17 protein-coding genes are annotated in these 19,725 nt (G+C 59.9%); 4 read left to right on the top strand and 13 right to left on the bottom strand.

Annotation, left to right across the window (positions count from 1 at the left end; all coding sequences use genetic code 11):
* Positions 1-16: 16 nt before the first annotated feature.
* The 9 genes from CQ017_RS01565 to CQ017_RS01605 form a co-directional block, all read right to left on the bottom strand.
* Positions 17-1,288, bottom strand: coding sequence for an MFS transporter (locus CQ017_RS01565; RefSeq protein WP_105552494.1), 1,272 nt, complete (start codon positions 1,286-1,288; stop codon positions 17-19).
* 140 nt (positions 1,289-1,428) lie between these two features.
* The gene (gene nrdF, locus CQ017_RS01570; RefSeq protein WP_105552203.1) at positions 1,429-2,403 is read right to left on the bottom strand and encodes a class 1b ribonucleoside-diphosphate reductase subunit beta; all 975 of its coding nucleotides are present in this window, start codon (positions 2,401-2,403) and stop codon (positions 1,429-1,431) included.
* Between the two features lie 213 nt (positions 2,404-2,616).
* Positions 2,617-4,755: a class 1b ribonucleoside-diphosphate reductase subunit alpha gene (gene nrdE, locus CQ017_RS01575; protein ID WP_105552204.1), complete on the bottom strand. Its 2,139-nt coding sequence runs from the start codon at positions 4,753-4,755 to the stop codon at positions 2,617-2,619.
* Positions 4,756-4,757: 2 nt separating this feature from the next.
* Positions 4,758-5,240 carry a class Ib ribonucleoside-diphosphate reductase assembly flavoprotein NrdI gene (gene nrdI, locus CQ017_RS01580; RefSeq protein WP_096284909.1) on the bottom strand — a complete coding sequence of 161 codons (483 nt, stop codon included), beginning with the start codon at positions 5,238-5,240 and terminating at the stop codon, positions 4,758-4,760.
* Between the two features lie 67 nt (positions 5,241-5,307).
* The gene (gene nrdH, locus CQ017_RS01585) at positions 5,308-5,538 is read right to left on the bottom strand and encodes a glutaredoxin-like protein NrdH (RefSeq protein ID WP_096284911.1); all 231 of its coding nucleotides are present in this window, start codon (positions 5,536-5,538) and stop codon (positions 5,308-5,310) included.
* A 450-nt stretch (positions 5,539-5,988) separates the two neighbouring features.
* Positions 5,989-6,804 (bottom strand): PfkB family carbohydrate kinase, encoded by an 816-nt coding sequence (locus tag CQ017_RS01590; RefSeq protein WP_105552205.1) that lies wholly within the window; start codon positions 6,802-6,804, stop codon positions 5,989-5,991.
* On the bottom strand, positions 6,801-7,553 hold the full coding sequence (locus CQ017_RS01595) for a YggS family pyridoxal phosphate-dependent enzyme (RefSeq protein ID WP_308727233.1): 753 nt from the start codon (positions 7,551-7,553) through the stop codon (positions 6,801-6,803). Before CQ017_RS01595 ends, CQ017_RS01590 begins: the two co-directional genes overlap by 4 nt.
* 94 nt (positions 7,554-7,647) lie before the next feature.
* On the bottom strand, positions 7,648-9,372 hold the full coding sequence (gene poxB, locus CQ017_RS01600; protein ID WP_105552206.1) for a ubiquinone-dependent pyruvate dehydrogenase: 1,725 nt from the start codon (positions 9,370-9,372) through the stop codon (positions 7,648-7,650).
* 84 nt (positions 9,373-9,456) lie between these two features.
* Positions 9,457-10,236 (bottom strand): YggS family pyridoxal phosphate-dependent enzyme, encoded by a 780-nt coding sequence (locus tag CQ017_RS01605; protein WP_105552207.1) that lies wholly within the window; start codon positions 10,234-10,236, stop codon positions 9,457-9,459.
* Positions 10,237-10,371: 135 nt separating this feature from the next.
* Between CQ017_RS01605 and CQ017_RS01610 the strand changes: the two genes are divergently transcribed.
* A complete protein-coding gene (locus tag CQ017_RS01610; RefSeq protein ID WP_146112402.1) occupies positions 10,372-10,986 on the top strand; it encodes a DUF2249 domain-containing protein in 615 nt (204 codons plus the stop codon).
* Here CQ017_RS01610 and CQ017_RS01615 read toward each other — a convergent pair.
* Entirely contained in the window at positions 10,983-12,065 is a 1,083-nt protein-coding gene (locus CQ017_RS01615; RefSeq protein WP_105552209.1) for a PLP-dependent cysteine synthase family protein, read from the bottom strand. The two genes, CQ017_RS01610 and CQ017_RS01615, sit on opposite strands and share 4 nt — an antisense overlap.
* 394 nt (positions 12,066-12,459) lie before the next feature.
* On the opposite strand from CQ017_RS01615, the gene CQ017_RS01620 reads away from it, so the two are divergent.
* Complete coding sequence (locus CQ017_RS01620) at positions 12,460-12,816, top strand: hypothetical protein (RefSeq protein ID WP_105552210.1); 357 nt, start codon at positions 12,460-12,462, stop codon at positions 12,814-12,816.
* 357 nt (positions 12,817-13,173) lie between these two features.
* On the opposite strand, the gene CQ017_RS01625 is transcribed toward CQ017_RS01620, so the two are convergent.
* The 3 genes from CQ017_RS01625 to CQ017_RS01635 form a co-directional block, all read right to left on the bottom strand.
* Positions 13,174-13,470 (bottom strand): transcriptional regulator, encoded by a 297-nt coding sequence (locus CQ017_RS01625; RefSeq protein WP_308727274.1) that lies wholly within the window; start codon positions 13,468-13,470, stop codon positions 13,174-13,176.
* Entirely contained in the window at positions 13,463-13,927 is a 465-nt protein-coding gene (locus CQ017_RS01630; protein WP_105552212.1) for a hypothetical protein, read from the bottom strand. Before CQ017_RS01630 ends, CQ017_RS01625 begins: the two co-directional genes overlap by 8 nt.
* A gap of 171 nt (positions 13,928-14,098) precedes the next feature.
* A complete protein-coding gene (locus CQ017_RS01635; protein ID WP_105552213.1) occupies positions 14,099-16,681 on the bottom strand; it encodes an esterase-like activity of phytase family protein in 2,583 nt (860 codons plus the stop codon).
* A gap of 233 nt (positions 16,682-16,914) precedes the next feature.
* Between CQ017_RS01635 and CQ017_RS01640 the strand changes: the two genes are divergently transcribed.
* A complete protein-coding gene (locus CQ017_RS01640) occupies positions 16,915-17,766 on the top strand; it encodes a 3-hydroxyacyl-CoA dehydrogenase (RefSeq protein WP_105552214.1) in 852 nt (283 codons plus the stop codon).
* Between the two features lie 83 nt (positions 17,767-17,849).
* On the top strand, positions 17,850-19,532 hold the full coding sequence (locus tag CQ017_RS01645; RefSeq protein ID WP_105552215.1) for an ABC-F family ATP-binding cassette domain-containing protein: 1,683 nt from the start codon (positions 17,850-17,852) through the stop codon (positions 19,530-19,532).
* Positions 19,533-19,725 lie beyond the last annotated feature (193 nt).

The raw sequence follows: 19,725 nt of genomic DNA on the forward strand, positions 1-19,725 counted from the left end.
ACCTTCGCACTAATTCCTACTCATGGATAGCCTCCGGCGCGGACCTCTTGATGTTCAGCATGATCATGATCATCGCGAGGGCGAGGAGGACTAAAGCCAGTCCTTGGAAACCGATGGCGGCTAGAATCGGTCCGGCGCAGAGCCCGCCCATCACCCCGGCCAAGCTCATGCAAAGATCTGAAGTACCTTGCAGTTGCGGGCGTTCGTTGATTCCCACGGCACCGGAAATCATGGTTGATCCCGCAACCGTTGCGGCGGACCAGCCCAGGCCCAAACAAAGCAAGGCCATGGTGGTAACCACATGATCTGCGGAGTTGGTCCAAACCAAGACGCTGGCGGAGATCAGTAGCGCCTGCCCCGCCAGAATGATCACCCGTGAACCGCATTTGTCGGTCAGCCACCCGAAGACCGGCGACAGGGCGTACATGCCGGCCACGTGCATGGATATGGTGAAACCGATCAAGGTGAGCGTTGCGCCATGATGCTGCATATGAATCGGGGTCATCGACATCATCGACACCATATACATATGCGACAGGGCCACGGTGAGTACCGCCCGGCGCGCGGCTACGGACGTACGCAATATATGCCATCCACGGCGGCGGGCCTGCCCGGAATCCGGCCGGCCCAAAGCCTGACGCTGTGCTATTCGCAGCGGGTCGGGCCGGAGCCCGATCCAGTAGACCAGTGCACCGGCTAGCTGAGCGCACATGGCGATCAGGAATCCGCCGGTATAGGGCGGAAGGTTGATGTACTGGGCAATCACCTCGCCAGGCTCAAAGAGGTTCGGACCGATGACCGCACCGATGGTCGTTGACCAGACGACTACCGAAAGATCGCGTCCACGGGTGGCCTTCGTGGAAAGATCCGTGGCGGCGAATCGCGATTGGAGATTCATTGCGGCACCCGTGCCAAGGATCAGCATGCCCAGCATCAAGAGCGGCCAGAAGTCGAGGAATGCGGCGGCGATAATGACCACGATGCCGCTTGCCGCCAGTATTGCACCGCTCGAGAGGGATATCCGTCGCCCATACTTCTGCGCCATCAACGCCAGCGGAATTGCCATGAGCGCCGCGCCCAGCGTATTCATCGTGGCTGCCATGCCTGCCAGTGAGTCCAGACCCGAGATGCTGACGATCAGCAAGGACCCCAGAGTCAAGGTGGCTCCGCCGCCTAGCCCACCAAGGATTTGTCCGGCCGCAAGTACCAAAATCGATTTGCGTCGAATCCGTTGCACTTGCTGCTCGTCTAATGTGCCCAGATCATTGGATGCTGATTCGATCTGCACATTCACCCCCGCGTTCGCTCATCACTGGATCCGTTACTGTCCAAGTATCCACGATATGCAGCTGGCCGCGGGCTTATTTCTTCGGGTACGGCAATGGCCCCGTTGAGAAACGGGGCCATTGCCAGGAAGAGACTAAGCGCTTAGAAGTCCCAGTCCTCGTCTTCGGTGTTCACGGCCTTGCCGATCACGTAGGAGGATCCGGAGCCGGAGAAGAAGTCGTGGTTCTCATCGGCATTCGGGCTCAATGCCGACAGGATCGCTGGCGATACGTCGGTGACGGTTGCCGGGAACATTGCCTCGTAGCCCAAGTTCATCAGCGCCTTGTTGGCGTTGTAGTGCAAGAACTTCTTGACGTCCTCGGACAGGCCTACCGGATCGTAGAGATCGTGGGTGTACTGAACTTCGTTTTCGTACAGCTCATACATGAGTTCGAAGGTGTAGTCCTTCAGCTCCTGCTTGCGCTCTTCGCTTGCACCTTCCAGGCCCTTCTGGAACTTGTAGCCAATGTAGTAACCGTGAACGGCCTCATCGCGGATGATCAAGCGGATCAGGTCTGCGGTGTTGGTCAGCTTCGCGTGCGAGGACCAGTGCATCGGCAGGTAGAAGCCCGAGTAGAACAGGAAGGATTCCAGTAGCGTCGAGGCGATCTTGCGCTTGAGCGGATCTTCGCCATGGTAGTAGCTCTCGATAATCTGAGCCTTCTTCTGCAGGTTCACATTCTCCGTGGACCAACGGAATGCCTCATCGATCTCCTTGGTGGAAGCCAAGGTAGAGAAGATGGAGGAGTAGCTCTTTGCATGCACCGATTCCATGAAGGCGATATTGGTGTACACGGCTTCTTCGTGAGGGGTCAGCGCGTCCGGGATCAGCGAAACTGCGCCGACGGTACCCTGCAGCGTGTCAAGCAGGGTCAGTCCGGTGAAGACGCGCATGGTCAGCAGCTTCTCGGCTTCGGTAAGGGTGCCCCAGGACTGGATGTCGTTGGACAGCGGAACCTTCTCCGGCAACCAGAAGTTATTGACCAGTCGGTTCCAGACCTCTACGTCTTTCTCGTCCTGAATACGGTTCCAGTTGATTGCTTCAACCTTGTGGGTGAGCTGAATCTTCTCGGTCATTGCCCCTCATCGAAACGCTAAATCGTGTTTATAACTTTGCCTACTACTCTACCGTTCTTTCGAAACCGGCAGATGCAGTCAGGCCTTCATGGATTCCAGATTCTTGACAATCTGACTTGGTCTTACATGCGCAACAGCTGCCGCGTGGGAGGACCAGACGACAGCTGTTGCGTGAAATTAATGACCAGCTAACTGGCCACTAACTAGGAGTCTTTACAGCATGCAGGAAACGCAGCCTTCGACCTCGGTACCTTCCAGCGCAAGCTGGCGCAGGCGGATGTAGTACAAGGTCTTGATGCCCTTGCGCCATGCGTAGATCTGCGCCTTGTTGATGTCACGAGTGGTCACGGTGTCCTTGAAGAACAGTGTCAGCGACAGGCCCTGATCCACGTGCTGGGTTGCAGCGGCGTAGGTATCGATGATCTTCTCGTAGCCGATTTCGTAGGCGTCCTCGTAGAAATCGATGTTCTCGTTGTTCATGTAAGGAGCCGGGTAGTAAACGCGGCCAATCTTACCTTCCTTGCGGATTTCGATCTTCGCGGCGACCGGGTGGATCGAGGAAGTCGAGTTGTTGATGTACGAGATCGAGCCGGTCGGCGGAACGGCCTGGAGGTTCTGGTTGTAGATACCGTGCTCCATGACCGAAGCCTTCAGCGCATTCCAGTCTTCCTGGGTAGGAATGTGGATTCCGTCGAAGAGTTCGCGCACGCGCTCGGTGGCCGGAGCCCATTGCTGCGAGGTGTACTTGTCGAAGAATTCACCGGAGGCATACTGCGAGTTCTCGAAGTTGTCGAAGGTTTCGCCGCGTTCGATGGCGATCTTGTTCGATGCGGTCAACGCGTGGAACAGGATCGTGTAGAAGTAGATGTTGGTGAAGTCGATGCCTTCTTCGGAGCCATAGTAGATGTGCTCGCGGGCCAAGAAGCCGTGCAGGTTCATCTGGCCCAGGCCGATGGCGTGCGACTTCTTGTTGCCATCGGCAATCGACGGCACCGAAGCGATGTAGGACATATCCGATACCGCGCTCAGGGCGCGAATCGCGATGTCCACCGAGCCGGCGATATCCTTGCCGTCCATGGCCTTGGCGATGTTCATCGAGCCGAGGTTGCAGGAGATGTCCTTGCCGACCTTCGAGTAGCTCAAGTCGTCGCCGAACTCCGAAGCCGAGGAAACCTGGAGGATTTCCGAGCAGAGGTTCGACATGGTGATCCGGCCCTCGATTGGGTTCGCCCGGTTTACGGTGTCCTCGAACATGATGTACGGGTAGCCGGATTCGAACTGGATCTCCGCCAGAGTCTGGAAGAACTCGCGGGCGCTGATCTTGGTCTTCTTGATGCGCGAGTCATCGACCATCTCTTCGTACTTTTCGGAGACCGAGATTTCGCTGAACGGCACGCCGTAGACGCGCTGCACGTCATACGGGCTGAAGAGATACATGTCTTCGTTCTTACGGGCAAGTTCGAAGGTGACATCCGGGATGACCACGCCAAGGGAGAGGGTCTTGATACGGATTTTCTCGTCGGCGTTTTCGCGCTTGGTATCCAGGAAACGGTGGATATCCGGGTGGTGGGCGTTGAGGTATACCGCGCCTGCGCCCTGACGTGCACCAAGCTGATTTGCGTAGGAGAAGGAATCTTCAAGAAGCTTCATCACTGGGATGACGCCGGAGGACTGGTTCTCGATCTGCTTGATCGGAGCACCGTGCTCACGCAGGTTCGATAGGGACAGCGCCACGCCGCCGCCGCGCTTGGACAGCTGCAGCGAGGAGTTCACCGCGCGGGCGATGGACTCCATGTTGTCTTCGATGCGCAGCAGGAAGCAGGAGACGAGTTCGCCGCGCTGCGCCTTGCCGGCGTTGAGGAAGGTTGGGGTTGCGGGCTGGAAGCGGCCGGCGATGATTTCATCGACCAGGCTCGTTGCAAGCTGCTCATCGCCGCGGGCCAGGTGCAGGGCAACCATGCACACGCGGTCCTCGTAGCGCTCCAGGTAACGCTTGCCGTCGAAGGTCTTCAGCGTGTAGGAGGTGTAGAACTTGAAGGCACCGAGGAAGGTTTCGAAGCGGAACTTCTTGGCGAAGGCGCGCTTGAACAGATCGCGGATGAAGTTCATCGAGTACTGGTCGAGGGTTTCACGCTCGTAGTACTCGTGCTTCACCAGGTATTCGAGCTTCTCATCCAGGTCGTGGAAGAAGACGGTGTTGTTGTTCACGTGATCCAAGAAGTACTGGCGGGCTGCGTAGCGGTCCACCTCGAATTGGATCTTGCCGTCTGGACCGTAGAGGTTCAGCATGGCGTTCAGATCGTTGTAGCTCAGGCCCTGCATATTTGCGGGGAGCTCTTTGGTGTCATTCATCGTTACTTCTTCTTGTGCGACGCTGGTGCCCAAAAGGTTTCAAGCCCTTCATTGACGTTGAGAACATCTTCCGGCGTTCCCATAAGTTCGAATGTGTACAAAACGGGTACGTCGCATTTGGCAGCAATTTTCTTGGCCGCGATGCAGTAGTACTCGCCGAAGTTCGTGTTCCCTGCGCCAATCACGCCACGCAAGTTTGCGCGGTTCTCTTCGTGACCCAGAAATTTCAAAATCTGGGGAAGGATTGAACGCTTCCCGCTTTCGCCGCCGTAGGTTGGTATGAGCAATACATACGGTGCCGTTGCGATCAGTTGCGGTTCGGTTGCAAAAACCGGGATGCGAGCCGCACTGAAATTCAATTTTTCTACGAAGCGCAAGGTGTTCTCCGATACCGAGGAGAAGTAAATCAAGTTGGTATCGGTGTACACCTTGGCTTCGTGAGCCTCAGCGTTTTGCCGTCGATCGGCAACTGCTGCTGGTGGCATTTCTTCGCCTCCGCTAGGTGGTCGACGAGTAAGTTCCCTTGGACCCCGTGCGGGGCCCGGATGCCGACTAGTTGGCTACGGCCAAGGTAGCGATCTTGTCTGGGCGGAAACCCGACCAGTGATCGTTGTCGGTGATAACGACCGGCGCCTGCTGGTAGCCAAGGCCGCGGACGTGCTCCAGGGCGGCGGCATCCTGCGAGATGTCTACCTTGTTGTACTCGATGCCCTGCTTGTCCAAAGCGCGGTATGTAGCGTTGCACTGCACGCAGGACGGCTTCGTGTAAACGGTGATTGCCATTTCCCTGTTTCCCCTTTTTAAAAGTCCTTGTTTTGGCTCGGACTCCACCATTTCCTGGTGCTTCCGGCCACCCTCTCGGATGCCCCAAATTGCTGTCTATGGGGTGTTTTCGGTGTTTCACTCACCAACGGGTTCAATACTACATCTTGTGTTTGGCCGGTCAAGTGGCCACAAGATGATGTATTACAAGTATGTCATTCATCCACCGAGCCGTCCACAGCCGCTGTGGATATTAACGGTCATTTAAACCCCGATTTCTCGCGGTCGGCCAAAACTTGTCCACAGCCTCGAGGATGGTCGATGTGGTTTAAAAATTCTTCATGTGAGATGTTCCTCGGCGTGTTCCGCGTCGTCTTGCCCGACGCCCGGACACAAGATGTGCCCTAGCTCCAGTGTCCGCCGGCGAACCGACATTTTAGGCGCGCGCCGGCGGACTGTGGGTAAGTGATTTCAGCCCGCTTGCACCGCGAAGGCCGGGTGCACCCCGGCCAACGCCTCGGAGGTTCCGGCGACCGCGAGGGACACCGCCTCGGGCAGGGCGAGGCCGGAGAGCAGCGCACCGGTGAGCTGGCCCAGGAAGCAGTCCCCTGCCCCTTTGGCCTCGGTGCTAATCCGGCCGGTGTCGAACTGCTCGAGCTCTTCCTCGTCCATCGCGAGCAGGCAGCCGATGAAATCTTCGTCGTCGGTGGGCGCGGAGGTGACGATCACATGCGCGGGACCGGCCTCCATGAGGTCCAAGGCCGCGTTGGCCGCGTCTTGTTCGTCGTGGATCTGAGTTTCGGTGAGCAGCGCGAGCTCGAAGCAGTTCGGCGTCATCAGCCAGGCATGCTCGATCAGGTGCTCGGCATAGCTGGAGGCGACCTCCTCGCTCGCGTAGAGCCCGACGTCCGTATCTCCGAAGGCGGTATCCAGGATCAGCCGCAGCTTCGGGTAGCGAGCCCGGGCGGCGAGGAACCAGTCGGCGATGATCCGCCCCTGGCTGGCCGCCCCCAGGTAGCCGACGACCACATAGCTGGCATCGCGCAGCGCATCGCGGTTGAGCAGGTCCTCCAGAATCGCGCCAAGCCACTGATCCGAGATGGGGCCGCCGGCCACCGAGGGATAGTGCGGCAGGTTGCTGAGCAGCACGGTGGGAACCGCCACCGTGCGATGCCCGGCCAATTCGATCATTCGGGCGATGGCGTTGTTGCCCACCGAACCGTAGGCCAGCTGGGAGCTGAGCACCACGGCGGCGACCGGGCGGGTGTCTAGCTCAAAGCCGCTCACGCGTTCGCCTGCGGGTACTGGCGGGCGCCGAAGATCCCCTGGCCCACGCGCACCACGGTGGCGCCTTCCTCGATGGCCAGCTCGAAGTCCCCGCTCATGCCCATGGAAAGCTGGTCGAAGCCTTCGGGGGCTCCTCCGGCACGCAGCTGCGCCGCGGTGGTGCGCAGCAGCGCGAAGCTGGCGCGGATGGAGGACTCGTTCGTGGTGTTCGCTGCCATGGTCATCAGCCCGCGCGGGATGAGCCGGTCCAACGGGGCGATGGCTTCGAGCAGCGCGGAGGCCTGGCCGGCGTCGATCCCGGATTTGGTTTCTTCGCCCGAGGTGTTGACCTGGAGGAAGACCTGGAGGCTGCGGTCCTCGGCTTCGAGGCGACGCTGCAGGGTTTCGGCGAGCTTCAGCGAATCCAGGGCGTGGAACTCATGGGCGAAGCGAGCCACGAACTTCGCCTTATTGCCCTGCAGCGGTCCGATGACCGCATAGCGCAGATCCGGGTAGTCGGCGGCGAATTCCTCGTATTTGGCCAGCGCTTCCTGGACCTTGTTCTCCCCCAGGGTGTCCACTCCGGCATCGATGGCCAGACGCAGCCGGGCAGGCTCGATGGTTTTGGTGACCGGCAACAGGCGCACCGCGCCGGCTTCGCGGCCGGACCGGGCGGCAGCGGCGGCGATCTTCTGGTTGACGCTCGCCAAGTTCCGGGCGAAATCCTCGGTGGTTGCCGCCTGGGCCGCGGCCGGTTGCGAAGTTATCAAAGCGCCTGCGCCTCTTTCTGTTTGGTGGTGCTCGCTGCAAAAGCCGGCCCCGCTCACGCGGGCCCGGCTTTAAGCATAGGCATAGATCCCGGTGCTAGAACATTTGGCGCCAATTGGTCTTGGCCAGATCGAACAATTCGTCCCCGCGCCCGGAGAGCACCGTGCGGATGGCATAGAGCGCGAAGCCCTTGGCCTGCTCCACCTTGATGCTTGGCGGCATCGACATTTCCTGCCGGTCGGTGACCACGTCCAGCAACGCCGGCCCCTCGTGGGCGAGGAATTCGTTGACCGTGGCCTCGAGCTGCGCGGAGTCCTCCACCCGGAATCCCTTGAGTCCCGCGGCGTTGGCCACCGCACCGAAGTCGGGGTTCTCCAGCTCGGTGGCATAGGTCACGAAGCCGGCGGCCTTCATTTCGAGTTCCACGAAGTTCAGCGAGGAATTGTTGAAGACCACCACCTTGATCGGCAGCTTATTCTGCGTGGCGGTCAGCAGCTCGCCGAGCATCATCGTCAGCCCGCCATCCCCGGCGAAGGCGATCACCTGCCGCGTGCGGTCGATTGCCTGGGCGCCCAGGGCGTGGCAGAGGGCGTTGGCCATCGAGCCGTGGTTGAAGGAGCCGAGCAGCCGGCGGTCTTCGGTCATGCTCAGGTAGCGGGCCGCCCAGATCACCGGGGATCCCACATCGGCGGTGAAGATCGCGTCTTGATCCGCCGCCAGGTCGATCAGCCGGGCCAGGTATTGCGGGTGGATGGCCGCCTTGCCGCGCGAGGGGGTGGCCAGCTCGTCGAGTTTGGTGCGGGTTTTCGCGTAGTGCTCCAGCGCGTCGTTCAGGTGCTTGCGCTTGCCCTGCCGGGGCAGCAACGCCGACAGCGCCGCGGCGGTGTCCTTCACCGTGCCCACCAGGGGCACATCCACGGTGGTGCGCCGGCCGAGCTGTTCCCCGCGCAGGTCGACCTGGATGATGCTGGCATGCTGCGGGTAGAACTGCTGGTAGGGGAAATCGGTGCCGAGCATCAGCAGCACCTCGCATTCCTCGATCGCGCGGTAGCCGGAGGCGAAGCCGAGCAGCCCGGTCATGCCCACGTCGAAGGGGTTCTCGTATTCGATATGCTCCTTGCCGCGCATCGAGTGCACGATCGGGGCGGCGAGCCTATCGGCCAGCTCCATCACCTCCGCGTGCGCCCCGGCGGTGCCGGCCCCGGCCAGGATGGTGACCTTGGCCGAGGATTCAAGCAGCTGCGCGGCGCGGGCAAGCTCCGCGTCATCGGGCAGCACCCGCGGGTTGGTCTTGACGATCGCTTGGGTTCCGCTGCGTTCCATTTGGGAGAGCGCCACGTCTCCGGAGATCACCAGCACCGCAACCCCGCGCTTTTCGATCGCCTCGCGCATGGCGATGCGCAGCATCCGCGGCAACTGCTTGGGGTCCGAGACCTGTTCGGCGTAGACCGAGCAGCCGCGGAAGATTTCTACCGGGTGGGTTTCCTGGAAATAGTTTGACCCGATCTCGTCGGTGGGGATCTGCGCGGCAATGGCCAGCACCGGCACCCGGGAGCGTTGCGCGTCGTAGAGCCCATTGATCAGGTGGAGGTTTCCCGGCCCGCAGGAACCGACGCAGACGGCCAGTTCCCCGGTGAGTTCGGCTTCGGCGGTTGCGGCGAAGGCGGCGCCCTCCTCGTGGCGATGATGGATCCATTCCATCTCCCCGTTTTCGCGCAGCGCATCGGTCAGCCCGTTCAGCGAATCTCCCGGAACCCCGTAGATGCGCTTGACACCCTGGGTGTGGAACTGTTCGATCATGTGTTCGGCGACGGTAGGCATTAATTTCCTCCTGCAAACAAGGGGCCGGATTCCACCGGTTGATAACGCTCAGCCTACGAGAGAAAAGCGCCGGCTGGCTAACCGCTAACCGGCGAAGCCCGGCCAGTAATGCGAATCGGGCAGTGCACGAGCACCGAAGATCCCCTGGCCCACCCGCACCACGGTCGCGCCTTCGGCGATGGCCAGCTCGAAATCCCCGCTCATCCCCATGGACAATTCTTCCAACCCGATCCCCTCGGGCGCCTGCTCGCGCAGCCGATCGCGCAGTTCCCGCAGCGTGGTGAAGCAGGTACGCACCGCCTGCCGGTCCGAGGAGAAGATCGCAAGGGTCATCAGCCCCTTCACCCGCAGCCGGTCCAGGCCCGGCAGCGAACGCAAGAATTCAGGGGCCGCTGCTGGGTCCAAACCGAATTTGGTTTCCTCGCCCGAGGTGTTCACCTGCACGAAAACATCCAGGGTGCGGTCTTCGAGTTCCAGCCGACGCTGCAGCGCGGTGGCCTGGCGCAGGTTGTCCAAAGCCTGGAATTCGTCGGCAAAACGGGCCACGTCCTTGGCCTTATTCGATTGCAGGTGGCCGATCACCGAATATTTGAGCCCCGGAATGTCGGCGAGGTTCTGCGCCTTGCGCGCGGCCTCCTGCACCTTGTTCTCCCCCAGCCAGTCCATGCCCGCCGCGATCGCCAGGCGCAGCCGCTCTTCGGGCACCGTTTTGGTCACCGGCAGCAGTCGCACGCTGCCCGGCGCCCGCCCGGCAGCGAGTTCGGCCGCCGCGATGCGCCCGCGGACCGAGGCGAGGTTTGCCTTGAACTGCGCCACGGTGTTCGCGGTGGGCGCGGCGCTTGAATCCGAGGTTGCCTGGTTCATACGGTATTGCTCCTGCATCTGACCGGAGATGTTGCTGATCTGGCTTCATCGTAATACGCCACGGGCGGCCCCGGGCTCATAGCAACTAGGCTAGAGGCAACCAGCGGGCAGGCGAGCGAAACCTTGGAGGTTGCAGTGGAGGAACAGTCAAGCAGTCACGTGGTCGATGCGCGGAACATCCCGAAACCCGAACGCCACGGAAAAATCATGGAGGCCTACGACTCCTTGCCCACCGGCGGGTACCTGAGCCTGCTCAATGACCATGAACCGGTGAACCTTCACGCGGAATTCGAACGCAACCTCCCCGGCACCTATATCTGGGAGGCGACCGAACGGATTGGCGGAGACTGGGAAGTCATCATCACCAAGCTCGCCAGCACCCCGGCGCCGCGCATCATGACGAACACGGCCTGGCTCGGCGAACAAGGCAGCACGGTAGACGGTGCCATCTGGAAGCTCGAACCGGAGAGCCGCGACCTGGATGCGAATGTCATCGCGCTGGCGCCCAGCCAGGAAATCGGCGAACACCGCGGCCCGGAACTGGACGTGCTCATCCACGTGTTCGAGGGCACCGGGACGCTGCACACCGAAACGAATTCGATCTCGCTGAAGCTCGGCGACGTGCTCTACCTTCCGGCACGTTCCAGGCGGCACTTCGTCGCCGGAGTCCACGGGCTGAAGTACTTCTCGGTGCATCAACGCAAGAAGACCTTGGGCCTGATGCCGGTGCTGCGCCCGGACGCCGATTAGCCTTCGAACCGTCCGGAGTCCAGGAATCCTTCAAGCTTCGCGCGGTGCGGTGCGAGGTCCAAACCTTGGGCGTCCAGCCACTGCTGGTTGTAATAGGTGTTGGCGTAGCGCTCGCCGGAGTCGCAAATGAGCGTCACGATGCTTCCCTTTTCCCCGCGTTCGAGCATGCCTGCAATGATCTGGAAGACCGCGTAGAGGTTGGTTCCCGTCGACCCTCCGGTCCAGTGCCGGGTGTGCGCCCGCAGCAGGTACATGGCAGCCAGCGAGCCCGCATCGGGCACCTGGATCATCTGGTCGATGACCCCGGGCACGAAGGACGGCTCGACGCTGGGCCGGCCAATCCCCTCGATCCGCGACCCGAGCCCGGTGGAGTACTGCATATTTCCGGTACGCCACCCCTCGTAGAAGGATGAGTTTTCCGGATCGGCCACGGCAACTTGGGTGTCATGCTGGCGGTAACGCACGTATCTGCCAAAAGTCGCCGAGGTGCCGCCGGTGCCGGCGCCGACCACGATCCATGAAGGAATCGGGTGGCGTTCGGCCGAAAGCTGCGAGAACACGGATTCAGCAATGTTGTTGTTCCCGCGCCAGTCGGTGGCTCGTTCGGCGTAGGTGAACTGATCCAGGTAATATCCGTCGGATTCCTCGGCGAGCTGCCGGGCCGCAAGATCCACTTCGCCGGCGGCATCGACGAGGTGGCAGCGTCCGCCATAGAACTCGATGAGTTCAATTTTCTCCCTGCTGGTAGTCCGGGGTACTACAGCAATGAAAGGCAGGCCGAGCATGCGGGCGAAATACGCTTCGGATACCGCGGTGGAGCCGCTAGAGGCCTCCACAAGAGTGGTGTGCTCACCGATTTTGCCATTGACCAAACCGTAGAGCAGCAATGAGCGAGCCAAACGGTGCTTGAGCGATCCGGTGGGATGCACCGATTCGTCCTTCAAGTACAGGTCGATTCCCCACTGCTTTGGCAGCGGAAAGACATGGAGGTGGGTGTCGGCACTGCGGTTCGCATCTGCGTCAAGTAGGGCGATCGCGGCTCGGACCCAATGGTTTGCTTTGGTAGTCTGCTCAGTCACGCACCCACTCTATCCTTTGTCCTTGACTTGGCGCAGAACGACTATACGGGTGGCCGTCGGGCTGCTTGCTGGAGGAATCTCGCAAACCGCATGGGGACGGCTCATTGAGTGGCTTCCTGGCCGGGGATGCACCAAACTGCGTTGCATTCCAAAGCGCGCGTTGGCTTTGCTCCCGGGGCCGACCGGCTCAACACGCTGCACCGCAATCTTCAGATACGCTGGATGCCCAGTTTGGTTGCGAGAACTCAAGACCAGCCTCGCGTACGCTGTGAGTTCGCAATGAGCTAAACCCTCCACTATTGAGAGTTATCTTCGGGCTGGCTAGGGTAGATTGAGTGGCCCGAGTTACCAAAAAGTAACAAACCACGGGATCCTCAACGAGAGTAGGGTAAAAATGTCAAAGACTGCCAAGACTTTCAAAGAAGTCGAGAAATCGCTGAACAAGTTGGCTAAGTCAGCCAAGGCAGAAATCCCGAAGGATCTTCGCGAGACGTGGAATAACGCAATCTCCGGAGTGAACGGTGAAGCTATCGGCAACGCGGGCGCCAACCTGATCGAAAGCGTCAGTGGCAATTCGAAGGCCGCGCAGCGCACCCGTTCATCCGTTGAGAACGCGGTGAAGACCGCGCAGCAGAAGCTGGGCGCGCCAAAGAAGTCCTGCAAGAGCGGCAAGCTGTTGCTGGTCGGAGCAGTCGTTGCGGCGATTATCGCCGTCGTTGTCTCCAGCACGAAGAAGAGCGCCGCTCACTAATCTCTCGCATTCAAGCTAGTCAGCGTCTAAGACCGTGGTTCTGAAAGTTTCGGAGCCACGGTTTTCGCGTGCGTGGAGCAAAAGCAATTGGCTGCGCTACCAGCGGCTGCTTGCCGCTATCTAGCGAAAACGCCAATATTCTGATCACGGCTAGTCCCAAACCTCAGGATCGTTGGCAAACGGCCGAATCGGCTTTCAGAATGCCCAATCCCGGCCGGAGCCAAAACACGTTACGGCTCGGCTCACCTGAGGCAAGATGAGGAAACGTTTCAAGCTCCACGTTCGTGAAGCAATAGCGTGATGCCAACGCGCCTCCTGGCCTCAAGTCGGCAGCCCCGCCACGCGGGCGCCCAAAGACTAGTAGCTACCTTCCGTTAGCGCCCGAAGCGCTGCGACATGGCGGACATAAGCCTGCCGCCCGTTGGGAGTGAGCATTAGCCGCATATGGCTTCGCCCACCCTTCGAGAATTTTTCCACGTCGATAAATCCGGCCTCGGAGAGCTGCTTCAAATGCTTGCTCAGTACCGAATCGGCAATTCCCAACGAATCACGCAGTTGAGCAAACTCGGCATATTTGAGTGGAGCCAAGCTGGCGCAGATGCGCAGACGGATTGGGGCATGAATTAGTTCATTGAACTCCCCGTGATTAGACATCGCGCTCATTCGCGTCTTTGAGCCGATTCTTGATCGTTGCCGTGCGCATACCGGTCATGCACAAACACAGAACACCAAATAGCGCCAGCCATTTCAGGCCCACCTCGCCCCAGGACCCAGGTTCCCAGAAGCTAGCGACCTGCAAGGTCAACATAAAAAGAAGAACATAGCCCATGTAGCGGCCTGAATGCCTGAGAATCGGACGCGCCTTGGGCCGCTTGCGCATCAGCAGGACATACCAGAAACCCAGAGGAATGATCAGCAGAAGCAGCGCACAGAAGACCGGCCATGACACGTAGTTCGCCAATGCACAGATCGTTGCCACGAAAGCCAGCATGGCATACATGATTTTACGCGGCGCCTCCGTGGCACCTACCATCGCCTCCGAAGCATCCTCTATTTCGGCCAGTGCTTCGCGCGGCTCATAGTTGCCCGCCACATGCTTTCCGCTGTCCATCACACCCTACTTTCCATTAAGGAAAGTCTTGTCTTTCCATGATGGAAAGTCAAGGTTTCTCCGCGCCTCGCCTACCGAGCCGAGCTGCCCTGAACAAGATTTCGAGCCTGCTCGGAAATATCTCCAAGCAGACCCGATGCCTTGCAATGACTACCGCTGGTTTTTCAAGAACTATCGACGAGCACGCGAGTTCTTGATTGCGGCCGCGAGTCCTAATCCTGCGGCAACTAGGCCGACCGGAATCAGCCAGAGACTGTTTACCCCGGTGTCGGCGAGCCTATCGATTTTGCGCTGCTCAGACTCCCCCTCAGAGGGTTCTGTGGTCGGTTCGGAGCTTTGTTCCTGCTTGGGTTCCGTGGTTTCTTCGTTCGGGGTTTCATTCACTTCTGGGTGCTGGGAAGGCTCGGCCGTGGGCGAAGCCTCCGGCGATGCCGACTCGTCCGGTGCATTGGTCTCATCCGGAGCCTGCGACTCAACGGGGCGCTCGCCTATCCCAAAGACCTCTGCGGCCGTGCCCAAATTAGCGAACACCGTCTCACCGCTGGCATCATCCACCGCATCATTATCGGTGACGATATACGCATCACCGCTACCGGCGATGGCCAGGCTTTCGAGCTTCTCCTGGGTCCAGCCATTGGTCGCTTCAAGCACCGGAAGCACGTCAACTGCTAGTTCCTTTTCCAGCATGGTGACCTCACCAGCCACACCTTCTGGAAGCTCAAACTTATACAGGGCCTTGAGTTGGGCATTCTCACCGTTGCGCTTGTCGCGCTCGATGACGGCGAACGATCCGTCCGGAAGCTCGGTGATTTCCGAAAGCCCATTCCACGATCCATCGTCACCGGCGGGCTCAAGCTGGTAGCCATACCAGGTGAATTCGGCAGAGCCAGGAACATATTTGCCGATGCGGACGAAGTCTTCGCCTGGCACTTCACGCTGCAGGGTGAAGATGACTTCTTCTTCTGCGCCTTCACCACGCACACTGACACCTTCGAGCCCCTGTCCGCCTAGTTCCGCGACGACTTCCGCAGGCAACGGCACTTCCTCGGTGACGGCACCGGCTTCATCAATGCGCAGCAACGCGTTTTCTGCGCCTTCCTCGCCTTCATGCGCAGCCCAGAACCCTCCCTCAGCACGGGCCGCGATGCCTTCCAGATCGAATTCGGCGGGGCCACCGTCCTTGGTCACCGCCATGGAGCTCTCGATCAGCGCGGGCTCCTGCGCGGTGTCGATGGAGTAAATGCGTGGTTCATAGGCGTTGTCGCTGACCGCGTAAAGTTTCTCCGAATCTTCGGGATTGTCGCTCAACCCGCTCAACGCTCCGAACGGCACCAGGTTCTCGATGCTGGATGCCAACGCGGGGAATTGCACTTCGGTTGCACCGAAGGAGAATAGCGTAATCGACGATCGTACGCCCTTGTCTGCCTCATCGGTTTCCGAGGCCACGGCCAGCAAGTTCCGGCCTGGGATCGGAAGGATGCCTTCCGGCCCGTTGGTGGTTGGCAGGGTCTGCAGATATTCCGGATTGGTTGGATCGCTAAGTTCGTACACCGCGACGAAGTTGCCTCGTTCCGAGGCGACGAAGGCGTAGTCGACGCCGTTGAAGCTGTCGATCGCCAACCCCTCGGGTTCCACCCCCTTCTTGCCAGCGCGCTTCTCCGGGAACAGCCCCTGGGAGAGCGCCAAGCGTTCGAAGGTGTTTCCTGCGTCCCAAGCAACTTCGCCGGTTTCGGAATCGAAGATGGTGAAGCCTCGGCTGCCACCTTTCCAGTCCCCTTCGTTGGCGGTGGCGAGGTAGCGATCTTGGATCCAGCCGATCGCGTCCGGTTCGCGCGGAACGTCTTTCAGCGAGCCGGTGGGATCCAGTTTCCCGTCTTCTTCGATGTCTATGTTTTCCAGGTCAACGCTGCCTGCGCTGAAGGCGCCGGTAATGTCACCGCTGGGCAGGTCGATGAGGACTACGCCGTTGTTTTCTTGGAGGGTTACCGCCAATTGGTTTTTGGCATTGATGGTGACGTACTCGGGCTCCGGATCCTGTGGGGTGTCGAATCCAGCGTCGCTAAGCATCGGAAGCGCAATCGGGGCTTCGCGCGTCCCCGTGGTCAGCGGCACCTCGCGAACGCTCCAGGCTTCGGGGTTTTCGCCCACGAGATCCAGGATCTCGATAGCACCGGCGGGCGCCTGCGGCAGCCCGCCGTCTCCGGCGTCTTCGTCACGTTCGTTTTCGATGGCGATCGCCGCGTAGGCTCCGTCTTCGGAGATCGCGATGGAGTCCGGCTGTCCGGTCAATTCGATGCTGTGGACCAGCGTACGGTCAGCAATGCGCACAACGTCTACCCGTCCCGAAGGGTTCGAGTAGCTTTCCGAGGTGTTGACTACAACAAAAACGTACTCGCCATAGGCGGCAACGCTAGTTGGTTCGTCTTCTGGGCTACCGAGCTGGTGCAGCGGGAGCGTTCCCAAACCCTTCGGTGCGGCGGGGTCGCTGATATCCACGAATCCCACCTGGCGGGCGAGCGCGTCAGAGTAGATCAGGGTTTTGCCATCTTCGGAAACGGTCGAGATTTCGGAGGCAGTTTCGGCTGCGGCCCCGTCTGGGTCGTTCTGATACACCGGGTATGTCGCGGTGCGTTCAAAGTAGCTCCCGGTATCGGCGGTTGCGACCCCCGCCGTAGTCAATGGCGCAGCGCCTACTGCGCCCACCACTATGGCTGCGGCGAGAATGCCTGCAGATTTCTTTGCGACTCGGTTCACGTTCCCTATCCCCATCAAGCTTGATGTTTCCCATAAATTCCCTCTTAAGATTGGCAAATCAATCCGGCCGCGAGGTGAATTCCGGGCAACGGGAGTTGAACAAGTTGTGGCTAGTTCCTTCACTCACATTTAGTTGAATATACTCAACTAAATGTGAGTGAATGTGGGTGCAGGCATCTCGGTGTACCTGCGCGGCTTATAAATTCACAAGGAAATCAAGAACGGACGAGCTCATGATCCTGAACAACACCACAGTCTTAGGTACCGGCGTACTTGGTTCCCAGATCATCTTCCAAACCGCCTACCATGGTCTGCCCGTTGTCGGCTACGACATCGATGACGCTGCCCTCGAAGCCGCCGCCGCCAGGCTGGATAAATTAGTCCCGGTTTACGCGGACTACTTTGACGCCGGCGACAACACGAAAGCTCAAGCAGCACGCGATTCCATTCGGTTGAGCAGTGAATTGGCCGAGGCTGTCGAAGATGCGGACCTGGTGATCGAAGCGGTGCCCGAAAGTCTGGAAATCAAGCAGGATACCTACCGGAAGCTAGCGCAATCAGCCCCGGCTCGCACCGTATTCGCCACCAACTCCTCGACGTTGCTTCCTTCAGCTATTGCAGGATTCACCGGCCGGCCCGATCGCTTCCTCGCGTTGCACTACGCCAACCGAGTTTGGCAAAACAATACCGGCGAAGTCATGGGCACCGCGTCGACCAGCGCCGAAGCCTACGAAGCGGTGGTGAACTTCGCCGAACGCACCGGGATGGTCCCGATTCGGGTGCTGAAGGAACAGCCGGGATACGTGCTCAATTCGCTGCTCGTACCTTTGCTGCAGTCTGCGAGCCATCTGCTCGTAAATGGCGTCGCTGACGCAGCAACCATTGACCAGACGTGGAAACTGGGCACCGGAGCGCCCAAGGGCCCCTTTGAAATTTACGACATCGTCGGGCTGAACACCGCGTACAACATTTCACGTTCCGGTGATGAAACCAGCCAAAAATTCGCAGAACTGCTCAAAACCAACTACCTCGAGCACGGAAAACTCGGCACTGCCACGGGCGAAGGGTTCTACAAGTACGACTAGGCACTCCTCGCGCGCATGCCACAGACCGGCATGCGCAAGTTCCTCATAGCAGCCGGGAAAGCAATCGCGGTTAGGATGGGCTGGTGGCACATATCGACGTTTCCGACATCCAATACTTCCTTTCCGACGGCACCCAGTTGCTGGGCGGAGTCACCTTCAAAGTGACCGCCGGCTCCAAAACCGCATTAATCGGGCCGAACGGCACCGGCAAAACCACCCTGATCAAGATCATCTCCGGTGATCTCAAAGCCGACGAGGGCGCGATTAATCGCTCGGGCTCGATGGGCATTATGCGCCAGTTCGTGGGCCAGGTCCGCGACGAATCGACAGTGAAGGATCTTTTGCTTTCCACCGCCGCCCCGTCCGTCGTTGCTGCAGCCGCCAAGGTTGCAGCGTGCGAAGCGAAGATGCTGGTCAGCGAGGATGAAAAGGTCCACATGCGCTACGCCGAAGCGATTATCGAGTGGGGTGACGCCGGCGGCTACGAGCTGGAAACCACTTGGGACAAGGTCTGCATGGCCGCGCTGGGCATCCCGTTTGATCGCGCCCAGGACCGCCAAGCGCGCACCTTGTCCGGCGGCGAGCAGAAGCGCCTCGTATTGGAGGCGCTTTTCGAAGGCAACGACGACCTGCTGCTCTTGGATGAGCCCGATAACTATCTAGACGTACCGGGTAAGCGCTGGCTTGAAGCAATGATGGAGCGCTCCCCGAAGACCGTGCTATTCATCAGCCACGACCGCGAGTTGCTCAACAACGCGGCCACGCGCATCGTCACGCTGGAGCCCGGCCATGGTGGAGCCACCGCGTGGATCCACGGTGGTTCGTTCGGCTCCTATGTGCAGGCTCGCAAGGAACGCAACGAACGCTTCGAGGAACTGCGCAAGCGCTGGGATGAAGAACATTCCAAGCTCAAGGAATTGGTCATCATGTATAAGACCAAGGCGGCATTCCGTTCGGATATGGCTAACCGGTATCACGCGGCACAGACACGCTTGGATAAGTTCTTGGAGGCCGGCCCGCCCCAGGCGATTCCGCTAGAGCAAAACGTGAAGATGCGCTTGAAAGGTGGACGCACCGCCAAGCGCGCGGTCGTAGCCGAAAAGCTCGAACTTACCGGACTTATGAAGCCCTTCAGCAACGAGATCTGGTTTGGTGACCGAGTAGGCGTACTGGGTTCCAACGGCTCGGGCAAATCCCACTTCCTGCGGCTGCTGGCCGCCGGCGGCACCGATCCCGAACGAGAGCACGAGCCGGTTTCCGATGTGCAGCTCGCCGAAGTTCCTCATGAGGGAACGGTAAAGCTCGGCGCTCGGATTCGCCCTGGCTACTTTGCCCAGACCCACACCCGCCCCGACCTCTTCGGCCGCACCTTGCTGGAGATTCTGCACCGCGGTGACGAGCACCGTTCGGGGCTAGCCCGTGAGGCCGCCGCCGGCGCATTGGATGGCTACGGACTGGCTGGCCAATCAGAGCAGAAGTTCGAGTCGCTGTCCGGCGGCCAACAAGCCCGCTTCCAGATCCTGCTCCTGCAGCTATCCGGAGCGACCCTGCTGCTGCTAGATGAGCCGACGGATAACCTCGACCTGCATTCCGGCGAAGCGCTCGAGCATGCGATCGATTCCTTTGAAGGCACCGTGCTCGCCGTGACGCACGACCGCTGGTTTGCAAAGTCGTTTGACCGCTTCCTGGTCTTTGGCTCAGATGGCAAGGTCTACGAGTCCGATACTCCCGTGTGGGACGAAAAGCGCGTGCAGCGAGAGCGCTAAACACACTGCGGATGGTCCCGCCTGGGGAACTGGCGAACGGAGCTAGTTCCCCAGGCGGGACTTTCTCGCTTAACCAGCCACTAAAATTTGATCGCGACAGGCTTTGCGTCCAAAAAGCTCCCACGCCAAGGAACCGTCCACGCACTGGATGGATTGTGGCTGAGCGGATGCGCCAGGCCAGAGCGCAGGAAAC

This window comes from Arthrobacter sp. MYb224, from assembly GCF_002975455.1.
GTDB lineage: Bacteria > Actinomycetota > Actinomycetes > Actinomycetales > Micrococcaceae > Glutamicibacter.

Excerpts from the sequence above, each read along its gene's own strand:
- nrdF (WP_105552203.1), bottom strand. The coding sequence starts at position 2,403 with ATGACCGAGAAGATTCAGCTCACCCACAAGGTTGAAGCAATCAACTGG.
- nrdE (WP_105552204.1), bottom strand. The coding sequence starts at position 4,755 with ATGAATGACACCAAAGAGCTCCCCGCAAATATGCAGGGCCTGAGCTAC.
- nrdI (WP_096284909.1), bottom strand. The coding sequence starts at position 5,240 with ATGCCACCAGCAGCAGTTGCCGATCGACGGCAAAACGCTGAGGCTCAC.
- nrdH (WP_096284911.1), bottom strand. The coding sequence starts at position 5,538 with ATGGCAATCACCGTTTACACGAAGCCGTCCTGCGTGCAGTGCAACGCT.
- poxB (WP_105552206.1), bottom strand. The coding sequence starts at position 9,372 with ATGCCTACCGTCGCCGAACACATGATCGAACAGTTCCACACCCAGGGT.
- CQ017_RS01605 (WP_105552207.1), bottom strand. The coding sequence starts at position 10,236 with ATGAACCAGGCAACCTCGGATTCAAGCGCCGCGCCCACCGCGAACACC.
- CQ017_RS01620 (WP_105552210.1), top strand. The coding sequence starts at position 12,460 with ATGTCAAAGACTGCCAAGACTTTCAAAGAAGTCGAGAAATCGCTGAAC.
- CQ017_RS01625 (WP_308727274.1), bottom strand. The coding sequence starts at position 13,470 with ATGTCTAATCACGGGGAGTTCAATGAACTAATTCATGCCCCAATCCGT.
- CQ017_RS01630 (WP_105552212.1), bottom strand. The coding sequence starts at position 13,927 with ATGGACAGCGGAAAGCATGTGGCGGGCAACTATGAGCCGCGCGAAGCA.
- CQ017_RS01640 (WP_105552214.1), top strand. The coding sequence starts at position 16,915 with ATGATCCTGAACAACACCACAGTCTTAGGTACCGGCGTACTTGGTTCC.